Genomic DNA, 22,919 nt, shown 5'->3' with positions numbered 1-22,919 from the left:
GGGCGGCTGCCGGCGCCCCGCCAGCAGCCGCGACGCCGTGGCCGGCGTGTTCCGTCGCCCGGTCTGCCGGCTGCCGGCACTCGACGACGCACCGACCGGACGAGCGGAGGGACGCTTCCCGCTCTTCTTGGTCTTACGTCCGCGTGACACCGGTGACATGATGCCGTCGATCGTAGATGGGCCTTCCGACAATCGAAACACGAGCCGCCGGCGGGACCTCACCTTGATCCGTGGTGTGGTTCACGCCGGCGTTCACGCGGCGTCAACGCGGGCGGTCGGCGACGGCGATCCGGCCGCTTCGTAGCGATCGGTGCTGCTTCACCTCGACGGGCAGGCCGGCCGCGACGGTGAACAGGTCGTTGTCGGCGGCGACCGGGAAACGATGGCTGGTGAGCAGTGCGCGCATGGCAGCGGCCGTCCAGGACGAGCGGCGTGGCTCGGCCGCCCACGGGCGCGGCTGACGCGCGACCAGGGTCATGGCGCCGGCGGCCACGCGGCCGACGGCCGTTGACAGGGAGGGTGACTGGTAGGTCACAATCAGGCGACTGCCGGGAGTGGAGCAGTGATCGACGGCCGCCATCGTGGCGGCGACCTGGGCCCGGGTCAGGTAGGGCACGACACCCTCCCAGACCCACGTCGTCGGCACGGCGCGGTGATGGCCGGCCGAGGCGAGCACGTCCTCGAGCCGGTCGCCGGAGAAGTCGACGGTCACGAACCTCAGTGACCGCGCACACGGCGCAAGAACACCGACCCGGTCACGCTTGTCCCGCTGGGAAGCCTGATGGTCGACTTCGAAGACGTCGACCTCGGCCAGCTCGGGCATGCGCCAGGCACGGTCGTCCAGACCGGCGCCCAGGATCACCAGTTGCGGGGACAGCCGGGAACGCACCGCCTCGTCGATCGCGACGGTGCGCGCCACCATGACCTCGCTGGCTGCCCGCACCATCTCGAACTCCACCCGTGGGCCCCAGCCCTGGGGCGGCGCGCCCGCGCGCACCTGGTCGACCGGAACCCGCTCCTCGTCACGCAGCAGCGCGATCGCCGTCGGGTCATGGAACCGACCCGGCGCAAGCCGTCCGTCCGCGACGGCGCGGCCCTGGCAGACCAGTACCGCGGTGCGGCTCGCCGGACGTCTTCTCACCCGCCGCACGAGGCGCCCGCCGGGGAACAGCGGGTCATGGTGCGCCTTCCCGCCTGTCGACGCGGCGGTGCCATCGTGGTGCGCGCGTGGCGCGGGGCGGGCTGATACACAGATCCAGTCAGGCCGACGGTAACGGGGACAACGGCACGGTCGACAACGTAAGGAAACTGTGAGCCGAAGGCCCGGGCAGGCTGTGACGGCGGAGCGCCGTAACCCCTGTGGCCCTATGACGAGCTGGCCGGAGTGATGATGACGGCGACATCGGCATACGGGGACTTCGCCCGGCCGAGACGGCTGAGCGTGTTGAACAGCTTCGACGCCGGGACCATGACCCCGTATTTCGCGCGGACCTTGCGCCGGACTTCGTCGAAGACGTCGCCGGAGGCCGCCAGCTCGGCGGTCCCCTCGACAGGTGACGAGCCGTCCCGGACGCGCCCGCGCGCGTCCGACGGCTGTAGCACAATCTTGGGGTTGTTCCGGAGCCGCTTGTACTTGCCCGACGCCGACGACGTGCTAAATCCGATCCGGTCCCCGTCAAGCGGAACGATCCACGTGGGTGTGGACACGGCGGAACCGGTCTTACGGAAAGTTGTCACAGCAACATATTTCGCATCACCCAACGCCATGCCGTAAGTCTAGGACCTGACAGGGCCGGGGACTCAGCGGGACGTCGGGATGCTTTTGACGGAAGCGACCGGACGATCTCAAAGGCGCCGGTACGGCCGTTCCCGGGAAGGATGAAACACGCCGAGTCACCACCGGACGGTGACCGGCTCCCTCAGGATCGCCTGTACCGTGCCGGCACATCGGACACCGCTCCGGCTGCCGGAAAAATCAACCATCATGGCCGTTGATTTTCTTCGCGGCTTTACAACAGCCGCAGCTTTACAACAGCCGGCCCGCACCGCGCCGGGGCCTCCCGCGTCGGCAATCCCACGCGCTTCCCCGCGGTCCGGTCCTGCGTCACGGCCATGACCCGCCGGCCCGGACAGAGTGGTGCTGCCCGGGCCTTGTCAGGGTCTGGCCAGGCCGGGTGCGGACGGCCGCGCCCACCCCCGCGAGCGGACCGCACCCACCGAGCGAGCATCGTCGTCCGGCGGCTGTCCGGCGGCATCCGGTTCATCCGGCGGCCGGTCAGTCCACCGGATCGGCGGATCGCCGCGAAAGGGGCCGAGAAATTTCGGTGAGGTGCAGGGTCTTCGCGGTCGCGGCCATCGTCTGGGCCGCGAGCTCGGTATTGTCCGAGAGCCGCTGACCGAACGTGGGGATCATTTCGTTCAGCCTGGGCCGCCAGGCGTCATAACGCTCGGGGAAGCACCGCTCGAGAAGATCGAGCATGATCGGTACGGCGGTGGACGCGCCGGGGGAAGCCCCGAGAACTCCGGCGATGGAGCCGTCGGCGGACGCGACGACCTCGGTGCCGAACTGGAGGATCCCTCCCTTCTCGGGATCCTTCTTCACGATCTGTGCCCGCTGCCCGGCCGTGATGATCCGCCAGTCCTTGGCCAGTGCGCCGGGAACGAACTTCGCGAGCTCGGCAATCTTCTTCTTCCGCGTCGCTCGCAGCGCGTTCACCAGCAGGGCGACAAGGGCGATGTTGTCCCTCGCCATGGCAAGCAGCGGGAGGACGTTGTGCCAACGGATGGACGACGGCATATCAAGGACGGAGCCGTGCTTGAGGAACTTCGGGCTCGAGCCGGCATACGGACCGAACAGGATCGACTTCTTGCCGTCGACGATCCTGGTGTCCAGGTGCGGCATGGACATCGGCGGCGCGCCGATCGGCGCCTTGCCGTACACCTTCGCGTGGTGCCGGGCGACGACGGCCGGATTGTCGGTACGGAGAAACTGCCCGCTGATGGGCAGCAGGGCGAAACCGTAGGCCTCGGGTATCCGTGATTTCTGCAGGATCTTCAGCGCCCACCCACCCGCGCCGACGAACACGAACCGCGCGGAGACCTCCTTGGTCTTCCCGGTCGTGTTGTTGTGGATGCGCAGCCGCCACCGGCCGTCCGGCTTCCGCGTCAGCGCCCTGATCTCCTGGTTGAGGTGGATACCGACGCCGGAGGCCTCAAGCGTCCGGAAGAGCTGCCGGCTCAGGGAACCGAAGTCCACGTCGGTTCCGGAGATGTCACGGGTCGCGGCTATCTGCTCGCCGGGTTTGCGCTGCTCGATCAGCAGCGGAGCCCATCGCTGGATCACGGCGGGATCGTCGCTGAACTCCATGGCGGAGAACAGCGGCTCGGTACGCAGCGCCTCGTATCTCCTGCGCAGGAAGTCGACATCGGTCGCCCCCTGCACGAAGGTCATGTGCGGCGTCGAGTTGATGAAGGTCTCCGGCTCGGAAAATGTTCCGTCCTCCACCAGATACGACCAGAACTGCCGGCTCACCTGGAACTGTTCGTTGATCCCGACGGCCTTCCGCACGTCGATGGTGCCGTCCGGGAGCTCGCTGGTGTAGTTCAGTTCGCACAGGGCGGCGTGACCGGTACCCGCGTTGTTCCACGGGTCCGAACTCTCCTCGGCGACCCTGGGCAATCGCTCGTACACGTCGATCGACCAGTCCGGCTGGAGTCTGCGCAGCAGAGTACCGAGGGTGGCACTCATGATTCCCGCGCCGATGAGGACGACGTCGGCGGACTCACGGGCCCTGTTCGTGTCGGGCGACTGCGGATTCATGTGGCTCACTGCCTTCTTTCACGATTCTCGCACCTGACACAATTCCATCGTACGGTCCGCATATACGCACGTATGATTGGAGCGGTGAGTCGTGAATCACGGGACGGAAAGAGCGCACCGGCGTCGGACCTGTCGTCTGCTATGGGACGGCAGCCGGCACCGTGAACTCCCGGATGCCCCGTGAGCTGGGAGTACGTCACTACGAATGAATCACCGGGGCGGGCCTGGCGGCGTTTGCGAAATGGAATTTTTACACGCTTCTAACCTGCCGTCCACGAACGACTTCCAGTCGATTTGACGGCCGCCCGACAAAGCATCGCGGTAAATAGGGAGAAATACCCGGCCAGCCGGGCAGAGAATACCCTGACGACCAGGAGGAAAGGCGGCCCGGCCAGGGTCCGGCCGAGGCCGGGCGCGGGGGACCCTCGGCCCCGCGGGGCCTTCTCCGCCCGCCGGCACTCCGGTGCGTCCGGAAGCGGTCCTCCCGANCCTGCCGGTGCGGCGGCAGCCCGGCCGCTGGTGCGCCCGGTCGCAACGCGGGCTGGTCCGCGCTCCGCCCCGCCGACGCTCATCGCCGACCGGGTCAGGTCCACCAGCGAGGGCCGCGTCCACCGCGGGGCCGCCCGGTTCCCTCGGCGCCCCCTTGCTCCCGGCTCCTCATGGACGGCCCCGGGCAGGATCGTGCGTCCATACCTGGGAGACGCATGCTCCGTAACCGGGATACGACGTATATGGATGCGGCCAGTACGGATACGGCCGGCCTGGGATGTACCTGGGATACGGTGTGTCGCCGGCCCGGTGTGGCTGGTGGGCTCCGGTATACCGGAACGGCCGTGAGAAGGCGGGCCGAACCGGAAGAACCAACGAACGAGCCCACTCGCCCGACCACCGAAAGGGAATTCGCCGGCGTCGGTTTGGCCACGGCACGGCCGGGCACGAGCGGCACAGCGGATTACCGGTGAACGGCCCGGGGGCCAGACGTTCCGGTCTGCTCCGGAGAATCCCGGTGCCATGTCGGTCGCGTCCCGGCCCCCGGGCCCACCGAGCAGCGACAAAGCGACCACAAGAGCGCCGACGGGGAGTCACAATGGGCAGTTGTGAGGTTTGCGGCAACGACTACGAGATGAGCTTCGAGGTGCACGCCCAGGGAAATGTACACATATTTGACAGCTTTGAATGCGCGATCCACGCGATGGCCCCGGTCTGTGAACACTGCGGGGTGAAGATCTCCGGTCACGGAGCACAGACCGACGGACAGTTCTTCTGCGGCGCCCACTGCGCCCGGGCGGCAGGGCGGCAGGGGATTCGTGACCATGCATGACGTGACCACGAGTGACGTGACCACGAGTGACATATGAACATGTGACATGTCACATGGGACGCATGAACTGAACGTATGACGTGTGAACGTGCGGCCTGACCACGTGACAGACGCGGCCACCGGTGGCGCGCGGCCGGTGGACAGCCATCCGCAGTTCGCCGTCACGGTGCCACCACGGCCGTCGCGCCGCCGTAAGAACGAGATCTCCGCCAGCCACGATGCGGTGATCCGTGGCAGACGGATGATCTACAGCGGCGGGCGACGGTGCCACCCTGGCGGACCGATCACCATCCGCGTCAGGGCTTTCCCATGAACTGCCCCGGCCGGATCGCGGCCGGGGCTTTCGCGGCAGGACCGGCCGTCACCCGCCCAGCGGGTTGCGGCATCCCCCAGCCGCGGCCGCGGGCGGCCATCCTGGCGTGTTCCGGCCCCGGGGGTGCCCGGCGGCCTGGATCGATCCACCGGCCACCGGCCGGGCCCTGGCCCACGGAGGAAACCGTGCGCCACGACCCCCTCGGGATGCCCGGGTCCGGGGGCTTCGACCCGGAACGCTGACCTGCCAGCGGTCCGGGAAGCCGGGCCTGAGGCGGCGGGCGAAAAACTACGGCACGCCGCCCTCAGCCTCTGGTCGAAGACCCCCGGATCCTGGCCAGGGACCCCAGTTTCCTGGTCGAAGACTCCCGGATCCTGGCCGAAAAACCCGAAAACGCCTGGATGTACCGAGACGTCCTCATTTTCGGCAACCTCGACACATCAAAAGCACAACCATTGCCCCTGGTTGGAACAACCGTCGTACCGGCGACCCCCTTGGCCTTAACCTGACCGCATCTCAAGCAGCCGGAACCGCCTGGACTCCGAAGCCTGCGGGCCATGTCGAAACAGGAAGGAGGATCCGATGCGTCTGATCGCGTTGGCGTGGGGCTATACCTCACTTCCCACGGATGGGATCCCCTTGAGGAGAGCCCGGACCTCCGCCTCTCGGTAGCGGCGATGGCCGCCGAGAGTGCGGATCGACGTGAGCTTGCCCGCCTTCGCCCACCTGGTCACCGTCTTCGGGTCAACTCGAAACATCGTTGCCACTTCAGCGGGCGTCAGCAGCGGCTCAGCGTCCGGTGTTCTCGTCGTCATTGCGTTGGCCTCCCGTCACAGAGCGTCGCTCCGTCCCATACAGATCGTGCATCCTTCGGGGGCATTTCGGACATGGCACGTCAGGACCATCTGCTGACTAGTCACACGACGTCCGAAGCGAGCAATCACGCTCAGTTAGCAGTTATGAACTATCAGCTTGCGGACTCCCTGGTCTGAAGCGGTCTCCACCGGTTCAGGACACGCCCATACGCCGCAACCGCCGCGTCTGTTCGCCCTCGGCGTAACGCGCTGATCGCCTCGCCCAGGTCCGCGACCGACGTGTCGTTGCGCAGCGCATCGTCATCGAGCAGATCGACGATGCCTCCGTAGTCGAGCTCGATCCGGCTGTGCGGGTGGAAGTCCTCCAGCCAGTCCCCGAGCTCGGCCACGCCGTCGACGCCCGGCGAGTCCGGCGCGACCCGGCGCAGCACATCGAGCGCCTCCAGGGCCCGGGTCACCCGGCGCCGGGCAAGGCCCATCGACGTCCGGTAGAGCAGCGACCTGTCGACGGTGTCACCCGTGACCAGGACCCGCTCCGCGGGATCGAACAGGACGAACCACGGCGGCGGCACCATCCAGGTGCAGGTCTGGACGTAGACCTTGAGATCGGGCCGGCGGCTGCGCCAACGGTCCAGCTCGGTCTCGGCCGGCTCGGCCAGCCGGCGCGGGATGAACGCCTCGGCCACCCGCTCGGGCAGCCGGCCGCGGAACTCCATCGCGGCCTGCCACACCCGCAGCTGGGTGTACCAGGGGCAGACGAACATCAGGCCGTCCGCCATCTGGACGAAGGCGGACTCGTCTGCCACGTCCAGCGAGGGACGGATGGTCGCGGCCAGCGCGACGGTTCGTTCCCGCCGGGCACCGGCCCGGCGGCTGGGCACGCCTCCCTCGGCCGCGTACCGCTCCCAACGGAGCCGTTCGGCCGGGGGGAAGGCCGCCAGCGGCTCGTACACCCGCAGGTAGGCGGCCGGACTCACGACAGGCGCCACAGAAGAGATCCTGGCATGCCGGGAACATCAGCGAGTCGCCGTAGGCCCGTCGTCGACACGCGCCCCCCGCTCGACGACGGGAGCCCATGGCAGCAACGACGAACAATCACCACCACACCAGCTCATGGCGGCAGCCGCGGATACGTTGCGGACGTCGACCGCGCCCGTTCGGGAGGTTCCACCCGGTCAGGCGTCGACCATGAAGAGCACATCCCTCGACGAACCCCACGTTCCCGACGAAGGGAGCCTCACCGGTGCCGTCCGTCTTCACCGCCGGTTCGCAGCACGAACAGGTGGTTTTCTGCATCGACCCCGCCAGCGGGCTGCGCGCGATCATCGCGATCTACTCGACCGCTCTCGGCCCCGCCCTCGGAGGGACCAGATTCCACCCCTACGTCGACGAGGACGCGGCCCTGGGCGACGCCCTTGCCCTGTCCAGGGCCATGGCCTACAAGGCCGCCTGCGCCGGCCTGGACCTCGGCGGCGGCAAGGCGGTCATCCTCGGCGACCCCGAGCGGGACAAGTCCGAGCCGCTGCTGCGCGCGTACGGACGTTTCGTGGCGTCACTCGGCGGCCGCTATATCACCGCCTGTGACGTCGGCACGTACGTCGAGGACATGGACGTGATCGCGCGGGAGTGCCGGTGGGTCACCGGACGCTCCCCCGCACACGGCGGCTCGGGCGACTCCGGCATCCTGACCGCCTACGGCGTGTTCGAGGGGATGCGCGCCTGCGCCCGGCACCTGTGGGGCACGCCGTCGCTGGCGGGCCGCCGGGTGGCCGTCAGCGGCGTCGGCAAGGTCGGCCGACGGCTGGTGGGCCATCTGCTCGCCGACGGCGCCCGGGTGGTCGCCGCGGACGTCAGCCCGGTGGCCCTGCGACGGCTGCGGGCGGAGTATCCCGACGTCGAGACGCACGCCGACCCCGACGTGCTCATCGGAGCCGACGCGGACGTGTACTCCCCGTGCGCGCTCGGTGGTGTTCTCACCGCGGACGTGGTCGGGGCGCTGCGGGCGCGCGTCGTGTGTGGCGCAGCCAACAACCAGCTCGCGGACGCGGACGCGGACAAGCTGCTGGCCGGCGCGGGCGTGCTCTACGCGCCGGACTTCGTGGTCAACGCCGGCGGGCTCATCCAGGTCGCCGACGAGATCCAGGGCTACTCCCCGGAGCGGGCGCGGGCGAAGGCCAGCGGCATCTTCGCCTCGACCCTGGAGGTGCTGGCTCTCGCCGAGCGGACCGGGGTCACCTCCACCGTTGCCGCCACCCAGTTGGCGGAGCGCCGCATCAGCGAGGTCGGACGGCTACGCCAGATTCTCGTTCCCGGACGTGCGGAGTAGTCAGAGCAGCCGATCGTCAGATTTCGATCTGTGATTCATGTCACGTATATGCCGCTGCGATCGCCTCCCAACCGGACAACTGTGGGGTTGGCGTGCCGGGCGGCCCGCGATCCCTGTAGTCTCGGGAGGCACGAGACAATGAGAGCACCGGGGCGGGTCCCCGTCGTCATGTTCGAGGGGGTCGAGCCATGGGGCGCGGCCGAGCGAAGGCCAAGCAGACGAAAGTCGCCCGCGAGCTCAAGTACAACTCGCCGAATATGGATCTGGATCGGCTAAAAGCCGATCTGGGCGCGAGCAGTACGCGAGACGACACCGCGGACGATCCGTACTCGGATGATTCCTACGAGTACGACTACCTCGATGAGGATGAGGACACCGGTCGACGGTAGCGGTACGAGCACGGGGTGCGGGCCGCCGGGTCCGCGTCACTGGGTACCACCGTCGGGCAGTGCTCCTCGCCAGCGCAAGGTGCGCCAGGGGTGCGCGTCCCACTCCCGCTCCACATGTGGGATGCGCACCCGTCCTCAAGCGCTCCGAGTGCCTCCTGGGCAGCCATCGCGCGACCGACGATCCACCGGAGACAGCCGTCCCGGGCCGGCGGGAGCCGTCGGCGTCCCGTGAACGGCCGGTCGCGGGAGTCCGCATGGGCCGTAGACCCATCGGCGGCCCGTCGGCCGCGCGTCTCCGGGGTTCGCACGGGCGGGGTCCACGGATCGGGGTCCAGGGGGCTGGTTACGTGGTCGCTCCACGGGTTCGCCGGGTGGGCTGTCACAGGTACGGCCCGCCCGTACACCGCCGTCATACCGCCGTCGCGGGTCCAGCGGATGGGCAGGGGTGTGATCGGGCTGAGTCGGACGCGTGTGAGCCATCCGAATTTTGTTGCATTTAGTTATTTATATGAGACATACCGTAACAGGCCGCCACATGATCTATGCCACTATGGGCAACATTCGAGCTGAGCATCCCGGTCAGTACGGACTCGACCGATACACGTGGCAAACTGACGGGGTCGCATCGCCATCGGACCACACCGGCTGGCGGCGATGACGGCCGTTCCGTCCGAGCGGGTCTCGGCCTGGACGTGAGCCTACGAGAAGGCTGCTGGCAGGCATCGGCGCGTTGCCCGCAAGGTCGAGACGGAGGCCGGCTACATGTCCACGAAGCCGCCGTCTGCCTCCTCAGATCATGCTACCCAGGGTAATGAACGGTCACGTTCTCCTCGCTCGTTCCGTGCTCTGTACGGTGTGCTCTCGCTCACGTCCGCCGCGGCCGTCGTCGTCGCGGCACTGTACGCCGTCCGGGATGGCCGGCCCGCGTGGGACGCGCTCGCCCCGGCCCTACTGGTATGCGTACTCGGCCAGCTACCGATAGTCATTCGCCGAATCGGCCGGAACCTCGACGATCTCAACCTCGGAGAGATCTCGCTGATCATCGCCCTCGCGCTGGTCCCGGGCCCGTGGGTCGTCCTGCTCAGCCTGCCGACAACGCTGGGAGCACACCTGGTCGCCGGGCACCGGCCGCTCCCAGCGCTGCTGCGCACCGCTGTCGTCACCACGAGTACCGGAGCGGCCGTCCTGGCCGCGGCCGCGGCCATGGGTGGCCGCGACCTGCCGGCGGCGCTGCCGGACACCCGCGCGTTCGCCGCCATGGCCGTGGCCGCCATGGTGTGCGGCATCCTCACCTGGCTTCTCACGCTTCCCGGCACGTTCGCGGCAACGCGGTCGAGATGGCCTGCCCACCGCATGCCGCATGACAGCCTCGCCATCCTGCGGATGCAGTCGATCGTCGCGAACACCGCGCTGGGCCTGCTGGTACTCGCGGCCGTGAGCTGGAATCCGGTCGTCGCGCTGGCGCTTCCACTCGCCGCGGCCGGCCCCGGCATCGGCCACTACCGCAGGCTGCGCTCCCTGGAGGAACCCGGCCACTGGGACGAGGTCAACGCCGCCGCCCGGGAACTCGCCGACGCCGACGAGCCAACCGTCGTCATGATCGCACAGCGCAAGGCCGAGACCCTCTTCCACGCGGACAGCACGATGTTGACCATCTGGCCCCCGATCCCCACCGACACGGCACCCACCGAAAGCACATCCACCGACACCACGTCGACAACGACCGACCAGCACGCGCCGGCAACGGCCGAGCGGCATCCGTCCCCTGACACGCCGCCGGAAGACGTCCGCCAGGAAGATCCTCTTCCGGGGCGGAACACCCGCCGGCAGGAAGAGCGCCAGCCAGCTCCGCCCGGGCGTCGCAGATGGCTGCCATCCCGGATTCGGGAGGTCAGCACCCCCCTGCTCGCGGGCGAGGAGCAGATCGGTGTGCTCACCCTGGGCTTCCGCCGGCCGACGGCCTGGCGTCGCCACGAGGAGCAGGTCCTGGCGGCCTTCACCCAGACGGTCTCCCGCGCCCTCGCGCATGCCCGGCTGGAGGCCCACGCCCGCCAGGTGGCCGAGGAGCAGGCCCACGACGCCGGGCACGACTGGCTGACCGGCCTGGGCAACCGCCGGCTGCTGATGGCCAGAGCAGCGGCCGAGCTGCGGCGGCAGGCCGAGACCGGGCGGTCCGTCGCCCTCGTGATGATCGACCTGGACCGCTTCAAAATCATCAATGACACCCTCGGGCACAGCGCCGGGGACCGGGTGCTACAGGCGGTCGCCGAGCGGCTGCGGCGCGGCGTCCGGGCGGACGACGTCGTCGCCCGCCTGGGCGGGGACGAGTTCGCCGTCCTCGTCACCGGCATCGACGACCCCGCCCAGGCCGAGGCGACCGCCGCCGAACTCGCCGACGTGCTGTGCCGGGACGTCGTCATGGACGGCATCCCGCTGGCGGTGGAGGCGTCCCTCGGGGTCGCCTGCCACCCACAGGACGGCAGCACCATCGAGGAGCTGCTGAAACACGCCGACATCGCCATGTACCAGGCGAAACACTCCCACCCCCGGTGGCGGCGCTTCGACGCCGGCAGCCACGACCCGTCCCTGGAACGGCTCGCCCTGGTCGCCGAGCTGCGCTCCGCGATCAGCGGGAACGAGCTGGTGCTGAACTACCAGCCCCAGGTGGAGCTGCGGACCGGGCGAATCAGCGGCGTCGAGGCGCTGGTGCGCTGGAAGCATCCACGACGCGGGATGCTCACCCCCGAGATGTTCGTCCCCGCGATCGAGCAGTCCGGGCTGGTGCAGGACTTCACCAAGGCGATCCTCGAGCAGGCCCTCGTCGCGTGCGCCGGCTGGCGGGCCAGCGGGTTCGACATCACGGTGTCGGTCAACCTCTCCGCCCGTAACCTCCTGAACATCGAACTTCCCGGGGACGTGGCGAAGTTGCTGGTCAAGCACGACGTTCCGGCGGCGGCACTCACCCTGGAGATCACCGAGACCGCGATGATGTCGGACAAGCGGACGGCCCACCGGCTGCTGGGCAAGCTGCGGGAGATCGGCGTCCGGATCGCCGTCGACGACTTCGGCACCGGGTTCTCCTCCCTGACCATGCTGCAGGAGCGGATCCTCGACGAGGTCAAGGTGGATCAGAGCTTCGTCCGCAAACTGCTGGTCGAGCAGGGTGACGCCGCGATCGTCTCCGCCACGATCCACCTGGCGCACACCCACAACCTCCAGGTGGTCGCGGAGGGGGTGGAGACCGCCGAGCTCATGGCCGCGTTGGCGGCGCTGCGGTGCGACTTCGTCCAGGGCCTGCACACCGGCGCGGCCATGCCGCTGCCGGAGCTCACCGCCTATCTGCGGGCGTCGGAGTCCGCGCCCCGCCGGGCGGTCGGCACGAACGCCCGGATCCTGCCGCTGTACCGCAGGCGGCCCCGCGGCCCCAGACCCGCCGGGGACTGACCAGCCCGGGCACCCAGCCCAGGGACGCTGGCCGACCGGGACCGGAATCGGCTACCCGGTGGGAGGGTGTTCCCCGACAAGCTCGACCCGGCCCTCCTCGGCGGCACCCGCACCGTTGACGGAGCCGGCAGCGCCCCCGGCAGTGCCCTCACCGGGGTGGGCGGTGACCTCCCCGACGATCCAGGCGGGGACCCCGCGGGCGGCGAGCAGGTCCACGGCGGCGGGCGCGTCGTCCGCGCCGAGCAGGGCGACCATCCCCACCCCGAGGTTGAACGTGCGTTCCATCTCGGCCCGCGATATGCCGCCACGCCCGGCCAGCAGGGCGAACAGGGGCGGCGGGGCCCAGGTGGAGCGGTCCAGCCGGGCGGTCAGGTCGGCGGGCAGCACCCGCGCCAGGTTGGCCGCGAGCCCACCGCCGGTGACATGCGCGAAGGCGTGGACGTCCAGAGCCTCGGCCAGAGCGAGGCAGTCACGAGCGTAGATCCGGGTGGGGACGAGCAGTGCCTCACCGAGAGTGGTACCCAGGTCGTCCTCGTGGCGGGCCAGGGCGGCCCGGCCTTCCGCGGACACCCCGCCGGGGCCGTCCGGATCCGGCGGGCCGAGCAGCGCGTGGCGCACCAGGGAGTACCCGTTGGAGTGCAGGCCGGACGAGGCCATCGCGACCACCGCGTCCCCGGGCCGCACCCGATCCGGCCCCAGCAGCGCGTCCGCCTCCACCACACCGACGCCGGTGGCGGCGAGATCGTAGTCGTCGGCGCCCATCAGACCGGGATGCTCCGCGGTCTCACCGCCGACCAGCGCGGCGCCGGCCTGCTGGCAGCCCTGCGCGATCCCGGCGACGATCGCCGCGATCCGCTCCGGGACGACCGTCCCGCAGGCGATGTAGTCCAGCAGGAACAGCGGTTCGGCGCCGCAGACCACCAGGTCGTCCACGACCATCGCGACCAGGTCGACACCGACGGTGTCGTGTCGTCCGACCGCCCGCGCAATGGCGATCTTCGTGCCTACGCCGTCGGTCGACGAGGCGAGCAGCGGACGCCGGTAGCGGGTGACATCGAGTTCGAACAGCCCGGCGAAACCGCCGAGGGAACCGACCACCTCGGGCCGCGTGGCCCGGGCGACATGCTCGCGCATGAGCGCGACGGCACGGTCACCGGCATCGATGTCGACGCCGGCGTCCCGATAGGACACCGCGGCTGGGGGCGGGGCCGGTGCCGGGGGAGGCGTCACCGTCCTCGCGGCCGGTGGGCCAGGCGGAACAGGCGGTGGCACGCTCACCCCGGCTGCACCACGGAGTCCACGTCCGGGGAGGGGTCGGCGCCGTTCATCCCGGCCGTGATCTCGCTCACGACGTCCTCCAGCAGGTACTTGCCGAGATGGTCGGTGTGCGGGAGCGGCACCGGATACACCCCGTCGAAACAGGCCCGGCACAGCGTCTCGGCCGGCTGCCGGGAGGCCGCGACCAGGCCGTCCAGCGAGACGTAGGCGAGCGAGTCGGCACCGAGCGACTCACGGATCTCCTCGACGCAGGCACTGCTCGCGATCAGCTCCGCCCGGGTGGCGAAGTCGATGCCGTAGAAGCACGGCCAGCGCACCGGGGGCGAGGAGATCCGCACGTGCACCTCGGCCGCGCCGGCCTCCCGCAGCATCCGTACCAGGGCTCGCTGGGTGTTGCCACGCACGATCGAGTCGTCGACGACGACGAGCCGACGGCCGTCGATCACATCGCGCAGCGGGTTGAGCTTCAGGCGGATGCCACGCTGGCGGATGGTCTGCGACGGCTGGATGAAGGTGCGTCCCACATAGGAGTTCTTCACCAGGCCCTCGCCGTAGGGAATCCGGCTGGCCTCGGCGAAGCCGACCGCTGCCGGCACGCCGGACTGCGGCACCCCGATGACGAGATCGGCGTCCGCCGGGGCCTCGCGGGCGAGGGCACGGCCGACATCGACCCGGGCCGCGTGCACGGAACGGCCCGCGATCGTCGTGTCCGGGCGGGCCAGGTAGACGTACTCGAACAGGCAGCCGTGCGGCGTCGCGGGCGCGTATCTGTGCGAGCGTGGCCCGGCGGCGTCGATGACGACCAGTTCGCCGGGCTCGATCTCGCGGACGAACTCGGCGCCGACGATGTCGAGGGCGGCGGTCTCGCTCGCCACGACCCAGCCGGCCGCCGGGACGTCCCCGCCGAGCCGGCCGAGGACCAGCGGGTGCACCCCGTGCGTGTCCCGGGCGGCGTACAGGGTCGAGGTGTCGCAGAAGACCAGCGAGAACGCGCCGGCCAGCTGTGGCAGCACAGCCATGGCCGCGTCCTGCAGCGTCGGGCCCGGATGGGCGGCCAGCATGGCCGTGATCAGATCGGAGTCGGTGGTCGCCCGGATCCGGTCCTCACCGGTGTCGACAAGATCGGCAGCGAGCTCGACGGTGTTGGTCAGGTTGCCGTTGTGACCGAGCGCGACGACGTTCCCACGCTGCGATGAGCGGTAGGACGGCTGGGCGTTCTCCCAGGTCGACGACCCGGTCGTCGAGTAGCGGGTGTGCCCGATGGCCACGTGGCCGGACAGGCTGGCCAGCGTCACCTCGTCGAAGACCTGGGCGACCAGCCCCAGCTCCTTGAAGACGAGGACGGTCCGGCCGTCGGCGACGGCGATGCCCGCCGCCTCCTGACCCCGGTGCTGTAGCGCGTACAGTCCGTAGTAGGTGAGCTTCGCGACGTCCTCGTCCGGCGCCCACACCCCGAAGACCCCGCAGGCGTCCCGCGGACCGGGATCATCGGAGTAGTCGAAAACGCCATGATCAGGACCACAGCATCCCGCGCCGAAGCTCCCAGCGCCCGTGTGCGATGCGCTGGGACCACGCGCCGTCACAGCCTGCGGAATGCGGGCAGACCCGGGGCCTCCCGCCGAACAGGCAGGTGGACAGGTCGAACAGTCACCGACGTCGCGCAACACAGCTCCTTGGACGTCATTGGTACTGGTCCGGTGTCCACGCTAGCAGCGCGGGCCCGGGGCGACACCCGTCGATCTACAACTCATGCGGGCGGGAGCGGATATCACAGGCATGTTCAGCGTTTCTGACAGCAAAACCAGCGCGGCGACGTTCCCGTCGGGACGGCGGGACGATGATCATCACGCCGGTCGGGGGCATCAGGCGTCCCAGCGTGATCATCTGGTCCGCGACGGCGGGCCCGTCGGGCCGGCGGCCGGGTGAGCCCAACCGGATGATTCCGGTCAGGCGATCCGCAGCAGCGGGAGGTACGGACGAAGATCGGCACGGGCGCCGCTGGCTCGGACCCGACCGTCCGCCGTCGCATCCGCCCAGCTCAGCCGGCCTGCCGCGAGCTCGACGAAGGCGACCGCCCCGGCCTCGACCACGTTCGGCGGGGTGCCCCGGGTGTGCCGCGGGCCCTCGACCGCCTGCACCGCGGCGAAAGGGGGTACTCGGACCTCCACCGAGCGCCCCGGGGCACGGGTCACGAGCTCACCGGTGCACGCCTTCACAGCGAGCCGCAGCGCGTCCCGGGCCGGCTCGACCCCGAGATCCAGGCCGTACACGACGCCCGCCAGCACCTCGGCGAGCAGCAGATCCCCGAGGCGTATCCCGGCACCGCCATCACTACCACCACCGCCGTCCGTCCCGCCGGTGCCGGCGGCCGGGAACCCGTCGTCGGCGGCCGTGACAGCGACCAGGCGTCCGGTGTCAGCGCCGTCGACAGCGGCCACCGCGGCGGCGACGCGCTCCCGCAGCCGCGAGCGGGCGCCGGCCGCGAAACCAGCGGGATCGCCCAGAGCGGGGGCGTCGAGGCCGGCGGCCGTCGGCTGCCGGCCGGCAGGGAGGGCGGTGAGATGGCCGGCAAGGTAGACGGACGCGGACAGCGTCGGCGCGGTGGCGGGCGGCGGTGCGGACGCGGCCGCGTCCGCGAGCGCGGCGACGGACCTGGCCAGACGCCCGACGACGTCCGCGACACTGCGGCCGGGCAGCCGGCTCGGCCGCGTGAACGCCAGGTCGGCGGATGCGTCCACCTGGTCCGCGATCCGCTCCCACTGGCCGATCAGCGCCGGCACCAGCTTCGGATCATCACGACGAGCCGCGGACGCCACCGTCCGATTATCGACCGCACGCCAACGGCCGGTCGTCAGCCGTCAGCCGGCAGCCGGCAGCCGGTGGTCCGGTCATCGGCCGTCGGTCGGTGATCAGGCCGCGACGCGATTATTGATCTTTTACTCCTGGAACGCTGGCCCGGGCCGTCGAAGAGGAGGATGGGCCGATGGACACGCAGCCGTACGGGAACGTGATCGTGGACGCGAGCGCCGGCGGCACAGCCCCGGACGACCCGTTCGGGACGGCCGCCATCCGCCGCCGGGTGCTGGACGCCTGGGCCGCATCCCCCGCCCGCTTCCGCGAGGACGCGAACGCCGAGGAGGACGCCGCCCGCGGCGCCTACCACGACCGCCTCGTCGTGGAACTGCTCCAGAACGCCGTGGACGCGGCCCAGGACGCCGGGGCCGACTGCCGTGTCCTCATAACGCTGACCAGCGGCGACGCCCCCGGCAGCCATGCTCCTGGCAGCCATGCCCCCAACGGTCACGGCCCCGGCGACGGCGAGCGCGGCGGTGACGGTCACGGCAGCGGGGGCGGCAGCATACTGGAGATCGCCAACACCGGGGCGGCGCTGTCCGTACCGGGGGTCGAATCGCTCTCGACGCTGCGTGCCTCGGCCAAACGTGACACCGCGGCCCTCGGACGCTTCGGCGTCGGCTTCGCCGCGGTCCTGGCCGTCAGCGACACCCCGTCGATCGTGTCGCGGGACGCCCGGGACACCGCCGGCCTGCCGGGCGGCAGCCGCGGCGTCCGCTGGTCGAAGCGGGAAACGATCGACGCGGTGGGCAGGCTCGGGGTGCCGGCCCTCGACACCGAACTGGCCCGCCGCGGNCCGAACTGGCCCGCCGCGGCGGTGCCGTCCCGGTGCTCCGGCTGCCCCTGCCCATCCTCGACGCGGCACCGCCGCCAGCGGGCTATGACACCGTCATCCGGCTGCCGCTGCGCGACGCCGACGCGACCGCCCTGGCCCGCGCCCTGCTCGCGGGCCTCGACCCGACGCTCCCGCTGGTCATGCCCGGGCTCACCGAGGTCACCGTTGTGATCGACGGCGTCCCGCGGACCCTGTCCTGCACCTGGGCGGACCGGACACCGGACGGCATGGAGATCGCGGTGCTCGACGGCAGGCGCTGGCTCGGCCGGGTCCGGCGCGGGATGATCCCGCCCGCCCTGCTCGCCGACCGGCCGGTGGAGGAGCGGGCCCGCACCGGGTTCGAGACACGGGCCTTCGTACGCGAGGGCGGCTGGCCCGCGGACGTGCCGAAACTCGTCCGCGCGCCGCAGCCGACCGACGAGCGGCTGTCGTTGCCGGTGCTGGCCAGCGTGGGCCTGCCGCTGGAGCCGTCCCGTCGGCACACGGTCGCCGGCCCGCTGCGGGACTGGCTGGTCGACCGGCTCGCCGAGACCGTCGTCGACATCGCCGTCGACCTCGGCAACGGCCGTCTGCCGGCACCGGACGCCCAGCCCACGTCGGCACCAGCGTCAGCACCGACGATCGCGAATGCCGCATCGACACAGACGCAGTCGCTCTGGGACGTCCTGAGAGCGCAGGAGACCCTGGACACGCAGCGGCCACAGGCGGATCCGGCGGGACCTGCCGCCTCGTCGCCGCGGACAGCGTTGGACGCCTCACTCTGGCGGGCAGCGCTGGACGCCCCGTCGGCTTCGGCGCCGACGGCCTCGCTCGAGCTCGTCCCCACCGGGCTGCCGGTCGGCGACGTCGACGCCAGACTGCGGGACACCCTCGCCCGGCTGCTGCCGGACGCGCCGATGCTGCCCGGCGGCCGCCGTGGCGGCGACTGTCTCGTCTGCGACCTCGGCCCCGCGACCGATCCGGTCACCGCGCTGCTCACAGCCACACCCGACGGTCCCGCCCCGGCCCTGGAAGATCCCGCTCCGGCCCTGGCGTCCACGGGCACCGCCGTGCTCACCGGTGGTCTCCCGCCCGCCGGCGCGGACCTGTCCGTCGGTGACGACGATCGCGCGGGCGGGCCCGTCGACGACCCCGGTGGCACCGTCGACGGGCTGTTGCCCGCAGCCTACGCCGCCCGCCGCTGGCGGCCGGCCCTCGACGCCCTGGGGGTGCGCCGCCTCGACACCGCCGGGGTCGTCGAGATCCTCGCCGAGCTGCGCATGACGCCGGCCTGGTGGGCACGGGTCTACGCGGCGCTGGCGAACGCTCCCGACCGGGACGCCCTCGGCGCCCTGCCCGTCCCGCTGGCCGCTGCCGCGTCCACCGCTGCCGTGATCCCCGCGGCCGTAGTCCCCGCGGCCGCTGCGACCGCCACGGCCATCGCGGCCATCGCGGACGCGGACACCAACACGAGCGTGACCGGCGTCGCCGACAGCCCCCAGGAGCTGGGTGTCCGGATGGTCACCGGCCCGCGCGGGGTGCTGCTTCCCACCCCCGAGCTGGACGTTGTCGCGCTGGTGGCCTCGGGTCTCCCGCTGCGGGTGGCGCATCCGGACGCCTGCGCCGGTGCCGCCCGCGACGCCCTGCGCACACTGGGCGCGGTCGAGGGCACCCCCGCCGGTGTCCTGCGCGATGGCTCCGTCCGTGACACGATCATGGATGTCGACGCGGACACCGATCCCGACGCCGCGCTCGCGCTGGCGGGCGCCGTCCTCGCTCTGGTCCGGGACGCGGGCTTCGGTGTCGCCGGCGGCATCGATGGCGGCGACACCGGCACTATCGACGACGGAACCATCACTTTTGGCGACGAGCCAACCTCCGGAGAGCTGTCCTGGCTCGCTGACCTGCTGCTTCCCGACAGCGACGGCGACTTCACCCCCGCCGCCGAACTTCTGATCGCCGACGGCCCGCTCGACCAGGTGCTCGCGGCGGACGCGCCGTTCCGCGCCCTGGCCGACGACTTCGCGCAGGCATGGCCGGCAGAGGTCCTCGAAGCGGTCGGGGTGCTGCGGACCTTTGCCGTGCTCAGCGCCACCGACGTCCGGCTCGATCCGGACGAGCCAGTCCTGCTCGACCTGGACGACAGCGACATCTGGGTGGCGGAGGTCACCGCCGGCGGCTCGGCCGGGGCCGGCCCGGCTCCGGCCGAGCCGGGCGCGCCACCCGCCCTGCGGACCTTCACCGCCATACGCGATCTCGAGCTCGTCGACCCGTCACGGTGGCCCGCCGCGCTCGCGGAACTGGCCCGGCCACCCCTGCGAGACGTGATCATGGGTTTCGACCGGTTCCGGTGGCCCGATCATCCTGGGTGGAGCCGGCGGGCCGGTGCCGACGCCGACCCCGATGCCTGGTCGGCCGCGGACGTCGGCGTGTCGTACACGCGCTGGTGGCTCTCGCGCAACGCGCTGCTTCCGGTCGCCGGATCCACGGCCGTGCTGCCGCCACCGGAACTGGCGCTGCCCGGCGCCGACCCGCTGCTGGTCGGGCTGTTCGCGCCGGCCGCCCCCCTACCCGGGGTCGACGCCGACCTGCTGCGCCGGCTCGGCTGCCGGCTCACGCTCGCCGACGTCCTCGGCGATCCGGACGCCGTGCTCGACCTGCTGGACCGACTCGGCGACGCCGACCGGGACGTACCGTGGTCGGCGGCCCGCGCCCTCTACATGGCTGCGGTGGACGCCGTCGCGGCCCTCCCCCGTGCCGGAATCACCAGCGACGACGCCTACCGCGACACCGACACCGTCGCCGACGGCGAGACCGACACCGACACCGACGGCGAGACCGACAGCGAGGGACCGGCCGGCATCGACCCACCGCTGACCGTGCGCACCCCGCACGGCGTGGTACGGACCTCCGACGCCGTGATCGTGGACGCGCCGGACCTCCTGCCGCTGCTCGGAGCGGGACGCGGCGCGCTGCGGCTGCCACTGGACCGGGCGGCCGAAGCGTCCTACGTGCTCGGCGTTCCCCTGCTGTCGTCGCTGGGCGACTGCGACGTCATCACCGCCCACGACAGCACCGCCCACGACACCGCCGTCGAAGCCGGCGGGAGGGCCAGCGCGGCGAACGCCTCCCCGGCCCCGGAAACCCCCGAAACCCCGGAAGAGCTCACGGCGCCGGACGGGACACCGTACCTTTCCCATGCCCGCCTGCTCGTGGCCGACGTCGACGGCCGGCCCACACCGGTCCCGTGGCGGGTGCTCGGCGGCATCGGCGGGGAGATCCACGTCGATGCCGGCGCCGGGACGGACGCGCTGGCCAGGGCCCTGGCCTGGCACGCCGGCACCTGGGACCGCCGGCACGCCATCGCCGAAGCGCTGCGCAACCCCGCCGGCGAAGCCCAACGCCAGGCCGAAGCCGACCTCGACGACTCCTGACCCAGCAGCGCCCGGCCACCGACTCGACAGGCAACAGCGGACACACAGGGCAGGAGCCGCCATTAAAGGTTGGACCCCTAAACTTTAATGCGAGCCCGCGGCGTTAAAGGTCAGACGGTGAACGGATGGCCCACTACGGGGCCCGGCACTGGGAGCCCTCCTGTGGCGCGCCCGTCCGCCGCGATCGCCAAGGTGGAACATATCGGTCATATGTTCCGGATCCCCTGGTCAACCGCCCGCTGATGGTTGATGCGGAACTCGACGCCCGATGCGCCCAGGTCGAGGCCGTCGTACGGGGCCTGGCTCACAGCCCGGGCGCCCGCGGGTTGGAAGGTCTTGCCCGCTTCCTGCTCCGTTCCGAGGCACTGGCCTCGTCCCGGATCGAAGGGCTACAGGTGTCCGCTCAGCAACTCGCCCTCGTCGAACTGGCCGACACCGAGGGCATCCCCGTCCGCGGTTTCACCGCCAACGCCCGTCTCGTCGCCAACAACATCCGAGCACTGAAGCAGGCCGCGGGGGAACTGGCAGAGGCACCGAGTATCACCGTGGCAGACATCACCAACCTGCACCGCGCGCTGCTACCCGATCATCATCCTCCGGGACTGCGCACCGTACAGAACTGGATCGGTGGCAATGACTGGCATCCTCTCGACGCCGATTTCGTTCCGCCGCCACCTGAACGCGTCGAGCCGCTCATGGATGATCTTGCCCTGTACATGTCCGGAGCCGGTCATTCACCACTCGTGCAGGCCGGGCTCGTGCACGCCCAGTTCGAGACCATCCACCCGTACACGGACGGGAACGGACGGGTCGGACGAGCACTGATCCACACGGTGCTGGCCCGGCGGGACTCACCCGTGCCGCGGTACTCCCGGTGAGCTTCGTACTGCTCACCCGTTCTGACGCCTACGTCCAGGGGCTGAACGCGTACCGGTACGGCGAGGACGGCCGAGACGGCGTGAAACGGTGGCTGATGGTGTTTCTCGAAGCCGTTGAGGTGACGGTCGCACAGGCCAGCCGTTTCGCCCAGGAGCTCACAGATCTCCAGCGGGAGTGGACGGATCGCCATGGCCGCTCCCGTGAGTCCCAGGGGAAGCGGCGCCAGGCGCGTTCCAGTTCAGCCGTTGTGCGGCTGCTCCAACAGCTTCCCGAAGTCCCCCTTGTCACGGCCCGGACGGTCGAACGCCTGCTGGACGTGTCGTTCCCAGCGGCCCGGGCCGCTGTCGAAGAGCTGGCCAGCGCTGGCGTGCTCACCCCACGGCAGGTTGGACGAAACACGACGGGCTACCTCGCCCGGGAGGTCTTCGAGTTGCTGACCCTCGCCGAACGGCACCTGGCCAGCACCAGGTGGGATACCCGTCAGGCCGCCCCGGCCCGGCCGGTGCCGGCCCTTCCCCGTCCAACCGGCTGACGCCGTAACCGTGTCGACCCCGAACAGATCCGGATCCCGTAGAAATCCCCGCAGGTCAACACAGCCCACGCTGCAGCCTCGGCCGCGTGTGTGCCCGTAATGATGTACACCGTAATGATGTACACCGCCAGACACGAAATCGCCTACCGTCGTTTCACGGAATGTCAGCACCAGATACGACTTCCGGCCGGCCGCGAAAAGAGCCCCTCCAATACGCGCCGGCCCTGACGGCAACAGACGGCCGGCCGCCGCGGCTGGGAGCGGCTGTGGACGGGGCGGCTATGACGCGGGGTGGTCGTCGGTGCGGGCGGTGGGGAGCTGGTGGCGGAGGCGGTTGCGGCGGCGGGTCGTGGACCAGACGCCGACCAGGCCGAGCAGCGTGCCGACGGCCGCGGTGGCGATCCACCACAGGTGACCGTCAGCGCGTAGATCATCCCAGAACGGCAGCATCACGATCAGCGCGACGAGCCACAGGACCGTGCCCACCCGCACCGACAGCACACCGTCGTACGGGAGCGGTTCCAACTGCCGCCGCTCACCCGTCGCGCTCACCCGTACGACGCTACCCGGGCCGGGTCGCCCCGGCACGATGCCCCGGCACGACGCCCCCGCACGCGGTCCGCCGCGCAGGGACCCCGGCCAGGCGCGGCAGCACAGGTCATGATCCAAAAGATTTTGTCGCTGTGTACGGTTTTCAGCCG

15 protein-coding genes and 1 pseudogene are annotated in these 22,919 nt (G+C 70.7%); 7 read left to right on the top strand and 9 right to left on the bottom strand.

The window, feature by feature from the left end; genetic code table 11:
* Positions 1–262: 262 nt before the first annotated feature.
* The 3 genes from FrCorBMG51_RS21540 to mqo all read right to left on the bottom strand — a co-directional run bounded on the left by FrCorBMG51_RS21540 (position 263) and on the right by mqo (position 3,820).
* Entirely contained in the window at positions 263–1,141 is an 879-nt protein-coding gene (locus FrCorBMG51_RS21540; RefSeq protein WP_047224845.1) for a class I SAM-dependent methyltransferase, read from the bottom strand.
* Between the two features lie 224 nt (positions 1,142–1,365).
* Positions 1,366–1,767, bottom strand: coding sequence for a PPOX class F420-dependent oxidoreductase (locus FrCorBMG51_RS21535; RefSeq protein ID WP_076844244.1), 402 nt, complete (start codon positions 1,765–1,767; stop codon positions 1,366–1,368).
* A 508-nt stretch (positions 1,768–2,275) separates the two neighbouring features.
* Positions 2,276–3,820 (bottom strand): malate dehydrogenase (quinone), encoded by a 1,545-nt coding sequence (mqo, locus tag FrCorBMG51_RS21530; RefSeq protein WP_047224843.1) that lies wholly within the window; start codon positions 3,818–3,820, stop codon positions 2,276–2,278.
* 1,087 nt (positions 3,821–4,907) lie between these two features.
* Between mqo and FrCorBMG51_RS27475 the strand changes: the two genes are divergently transcribed.
* Positions 4,908–5,141 (top strand): hypothetical protein, encoded by a 234-nt coding sequence (locus tag FrCorBMG51_RS27475; RefSeq protein WP_013871847.1) that lies wholly within the window; start codon positions 4,908–4,910, stop codon positions 5,139–5,141.
* A gap of 921 nt (positions 5,142–6,062) precedes the next feature.
* Here FrCorBMG51_RS27475 and bldC read toward each other — a convergent pair.
* Together bldC and FrCorBMG51_RS21515 are read right to left on the bottom strand one after the other, a co-directional pair.
* The gene (gene bldC, locus FrCorBMG51_RS27470; RefSeq protein ID WP_013871846.1) at positions 6,063–6,269 is read right to left on the bottom strand and encodes a developmental transcriptional regulator BldC; all 207 of its coding nucleotides are present in this window, start codon (positions 6,267–6,269) and stop codon (positions 6,063–6,065) included.
* Between the two features lie 152 nt (positions 6,270–6,421).
* Positions 6,422–7,258 carry a DUF8083 family protein gene (locus FrCorBMG51_RS21515; protein ID WP_047224835.1) on the bottom strand — a complete coding sequence of 279 codons (837 nt, stop codon included), beginning with the start codon at positions 7,256–7,258 and terminating at the stop codon, positions 6,422–6,424.
* 254 nt (positions 7,259–7,512) lie between these two features.
* Between FrCorBMG51_RS21515 and FrCorBMG51_RS21510 the strand changes: the two genes are divergently transcribed.
* From FrCorBMG51_RS21510 to FrCorBMG51_RS21500, 3 genes are all read left to right on the top strand, one after another.
* On the top strand, positions 7,513–8,595 hold the full coding sequence (locus tag FrCorBMG51_RS21510; protein WP_047224834.1) for a Glu/Leu/Phe/Val family dehydrogenase: 1,083 nt from the start codon (positions 7,513–7,515) through the stop codon (positions 8,593–8,595).
* Between the two features lie 188 nt (positions 8,596–8,783).
* On the top strand, positions 8,784–8,984 hold the full coding sequence (locus tag FrCorBMG51_RS21505) for a DUF3073 domain-containing protein (RefSeq protein WP_013871843.1): 201 nt from the start codon (positions 8,784–8,786) through the stop codon (positions 8,982–8,984).
* Positions 8,985–9,839: 855 nt separating this feature from the next.
* Positions 9,840–12,428, top strand: a complete 2,589-nt coding sequence (locus FrCorBMG51_RS21500) for a putative bifunctional diguanylate cyclase/phosphodiesterase (RefSeq protein ID WP_047224833.1) — start codon at positions 9,840–9,842, stop codon at positions 12,426–12,428.
* A gap of 51 nt (positions 12,429–12,479) precedes the next feature.
* Here the strand turns inward: FrCorBMG51_RS21500 and purM are convergent, their stop codons facing one another.
* The 3 genes from purM to FrCorBMG51_RS27465 form a co-directional block, all read right to left on the bottom strand.
* On the bottom strand, positions 12,480–13,658 hold the full coding sequence (purM, locus tag FrCorBMG51_RS21495) for a phosphoribosylformylglycinamidine cyclo-ligase (RefSeq protein WP_047224832.1): 1,179 nt from the start codon (positions 13,656–13,658) through the stop codon (positions 12,480–12,482).
* Between the two features lie 44 nt (positions 13,659–13,702).
* Positions 13,703–15,289, bottom strand: coding sequence for an amidophosphoribosyltransferase (purF, locus tag FrCorBMG51_RS21490; protein ID WP_371390886.1), 1,587 nt, complete (start codon positions 15,287–15,289; stop codon positions 13,703–13,705).
* A gap of 363 nt (positions 15,290–15,652) precedes the next feature.
* The gene (locus FrCorBMG51_RS27465) at positions 15,653–16,522 is read right to left on the bottom strand and encodes a sterol carrier family protein (RefSeq protein WP_047224831.1); all 870 of its coding nucleotides are present in this window, start codon (positions 16,520–16,522) and stop codon (positions 15,653–15,655) included.
* Between the two features lie 167 nt (positions 16,523–16,689).
* On the opposite strand from FrCorBMG51_RS27465, the pseudogene FrCorBMG51_RS21480 reads away from it, so the two are divergent.
* The 3 genes and pseudogenes from FrCorBMG51_RS21480 to FrCorBMG51_RS29985 all read left to right on the top strand — a co-directional run bounded on the left by FrCorBMG51_RS21480 (position 16,690) and on the right by FrCorBMG51_RS29985 (position 22,218).
* Positions 16,690–20,807, top strand: a pseudogene (locus FrCorBMG51_RS21480) (sacsin N-terminal ATP-binding-like domain-containing protein).
* A 242-nt stretch (positions 20,808–21,049) separates the two neighbouring features.
* Positions 21,050–21,685, top strand: coding sequence for a Fic family protein (locus tag FrCorBMG51_RS29990; protein ID WP_200902545.1), 636 nt, complete (start codon positions 21,050–21,052; stop codon positions 21,683–21,685).
* The gene (locus tag FrCorBMG51_RS29985) at positions 21,682–22,218 is read left to right on the top strand and encodes a Fic family protein (protein WP_200902544.1); all 537 of its coding nucleotides are present in this window, start codon (positions 21,682–21,684) and stop codon (positions 22,216–22,218) included. Before FrCorBMG51_RS29990 ends, FrCorBMG51_RS29985 begins: the two co-directional genes overlap by 4 nt.
* 279 nt (positions 22,219–22,497) lie before the next feature.
* On the opposite strand, the gene FrCorBMG51_RS21470 is transcribed toward FrCorBMG51_RS29985, so the two are convergent.
* The gene (locus FrCorBMG51_RS21470; protein ID WP_047224830.1) at positions 22,498–22,770 is read right to left on the bottom strand and encodes a DUF2530 domain-containing protein; all 273 of its coding nucleotides are present in this window, start codon (positions 22,768–22,770) and stop codon (positions 22,498–22,500) included.
* Positions 22,771–22,919 lie beyond the last annotated feature (149 nt).

Origin of the sequence: Protofrankia coriariae, assembly GCF_001017755.1 — a bacterium.
In the GTDB taxonomy this organism is placed as follows: domain Bacteria; phylum Actinomycetota; class Actinomycetes; order Frankiales; family Frankiaceae; genus Protofrankia; species Protofrankia coriariae.
The sequence above is the reverse complement of the archived record's forward strand: the minus strand, read 5'-3'. Positions and strand labels throughout refer to the sequence as shown.

Bases quoted from the DNA above. Each gene is read 5' to 3' on its own strand.
- FrCorBMG51_RS27475 (WP_013871847.1), top strand. From the start codon at position 4,908: ATGGGCAGTTGTGAGGTTTGCGGCAACGACTACGAGATGAGCTTCGAG.
- FrCorBMG51_RS29990 (WP_200902545.1), top strand. From the start codon at position 21,050: ATGGTTGATGCGGAACTCGACGCCCGATGCGCCCAGGTCGAGGCCGTC.
- mqo (WP_047224843.1), bottom strand. From the start codon at position 3,820: ATGAATCCGCAGTCGCCCGACACGAACAGGGCCCGTGAGTCCGCCGAC.
- FrCorBMG51_RS21505 (WP_013871843.1), top strand. From the start codon at position 8,784: ATGGGGCGCGGCCGAGCGAAGGCCAAGCAGACGAAAGTCGCCCGCGAG.
- bldC (WP_013871846.1), bottom strand. From the start codon at position 6,269: ATGACGACGAGAACACCGGACGCTGAGCCGCTGCTGACGCCCGCTGAA.
- FrCorBMG51_RS21535 (WP_076844244.1), bottom strand. From the start codon at position 1,767: ATGGCGTTGGGTGATGCGAAATATGTTGCTGTGACAACTTTCCGTAAG.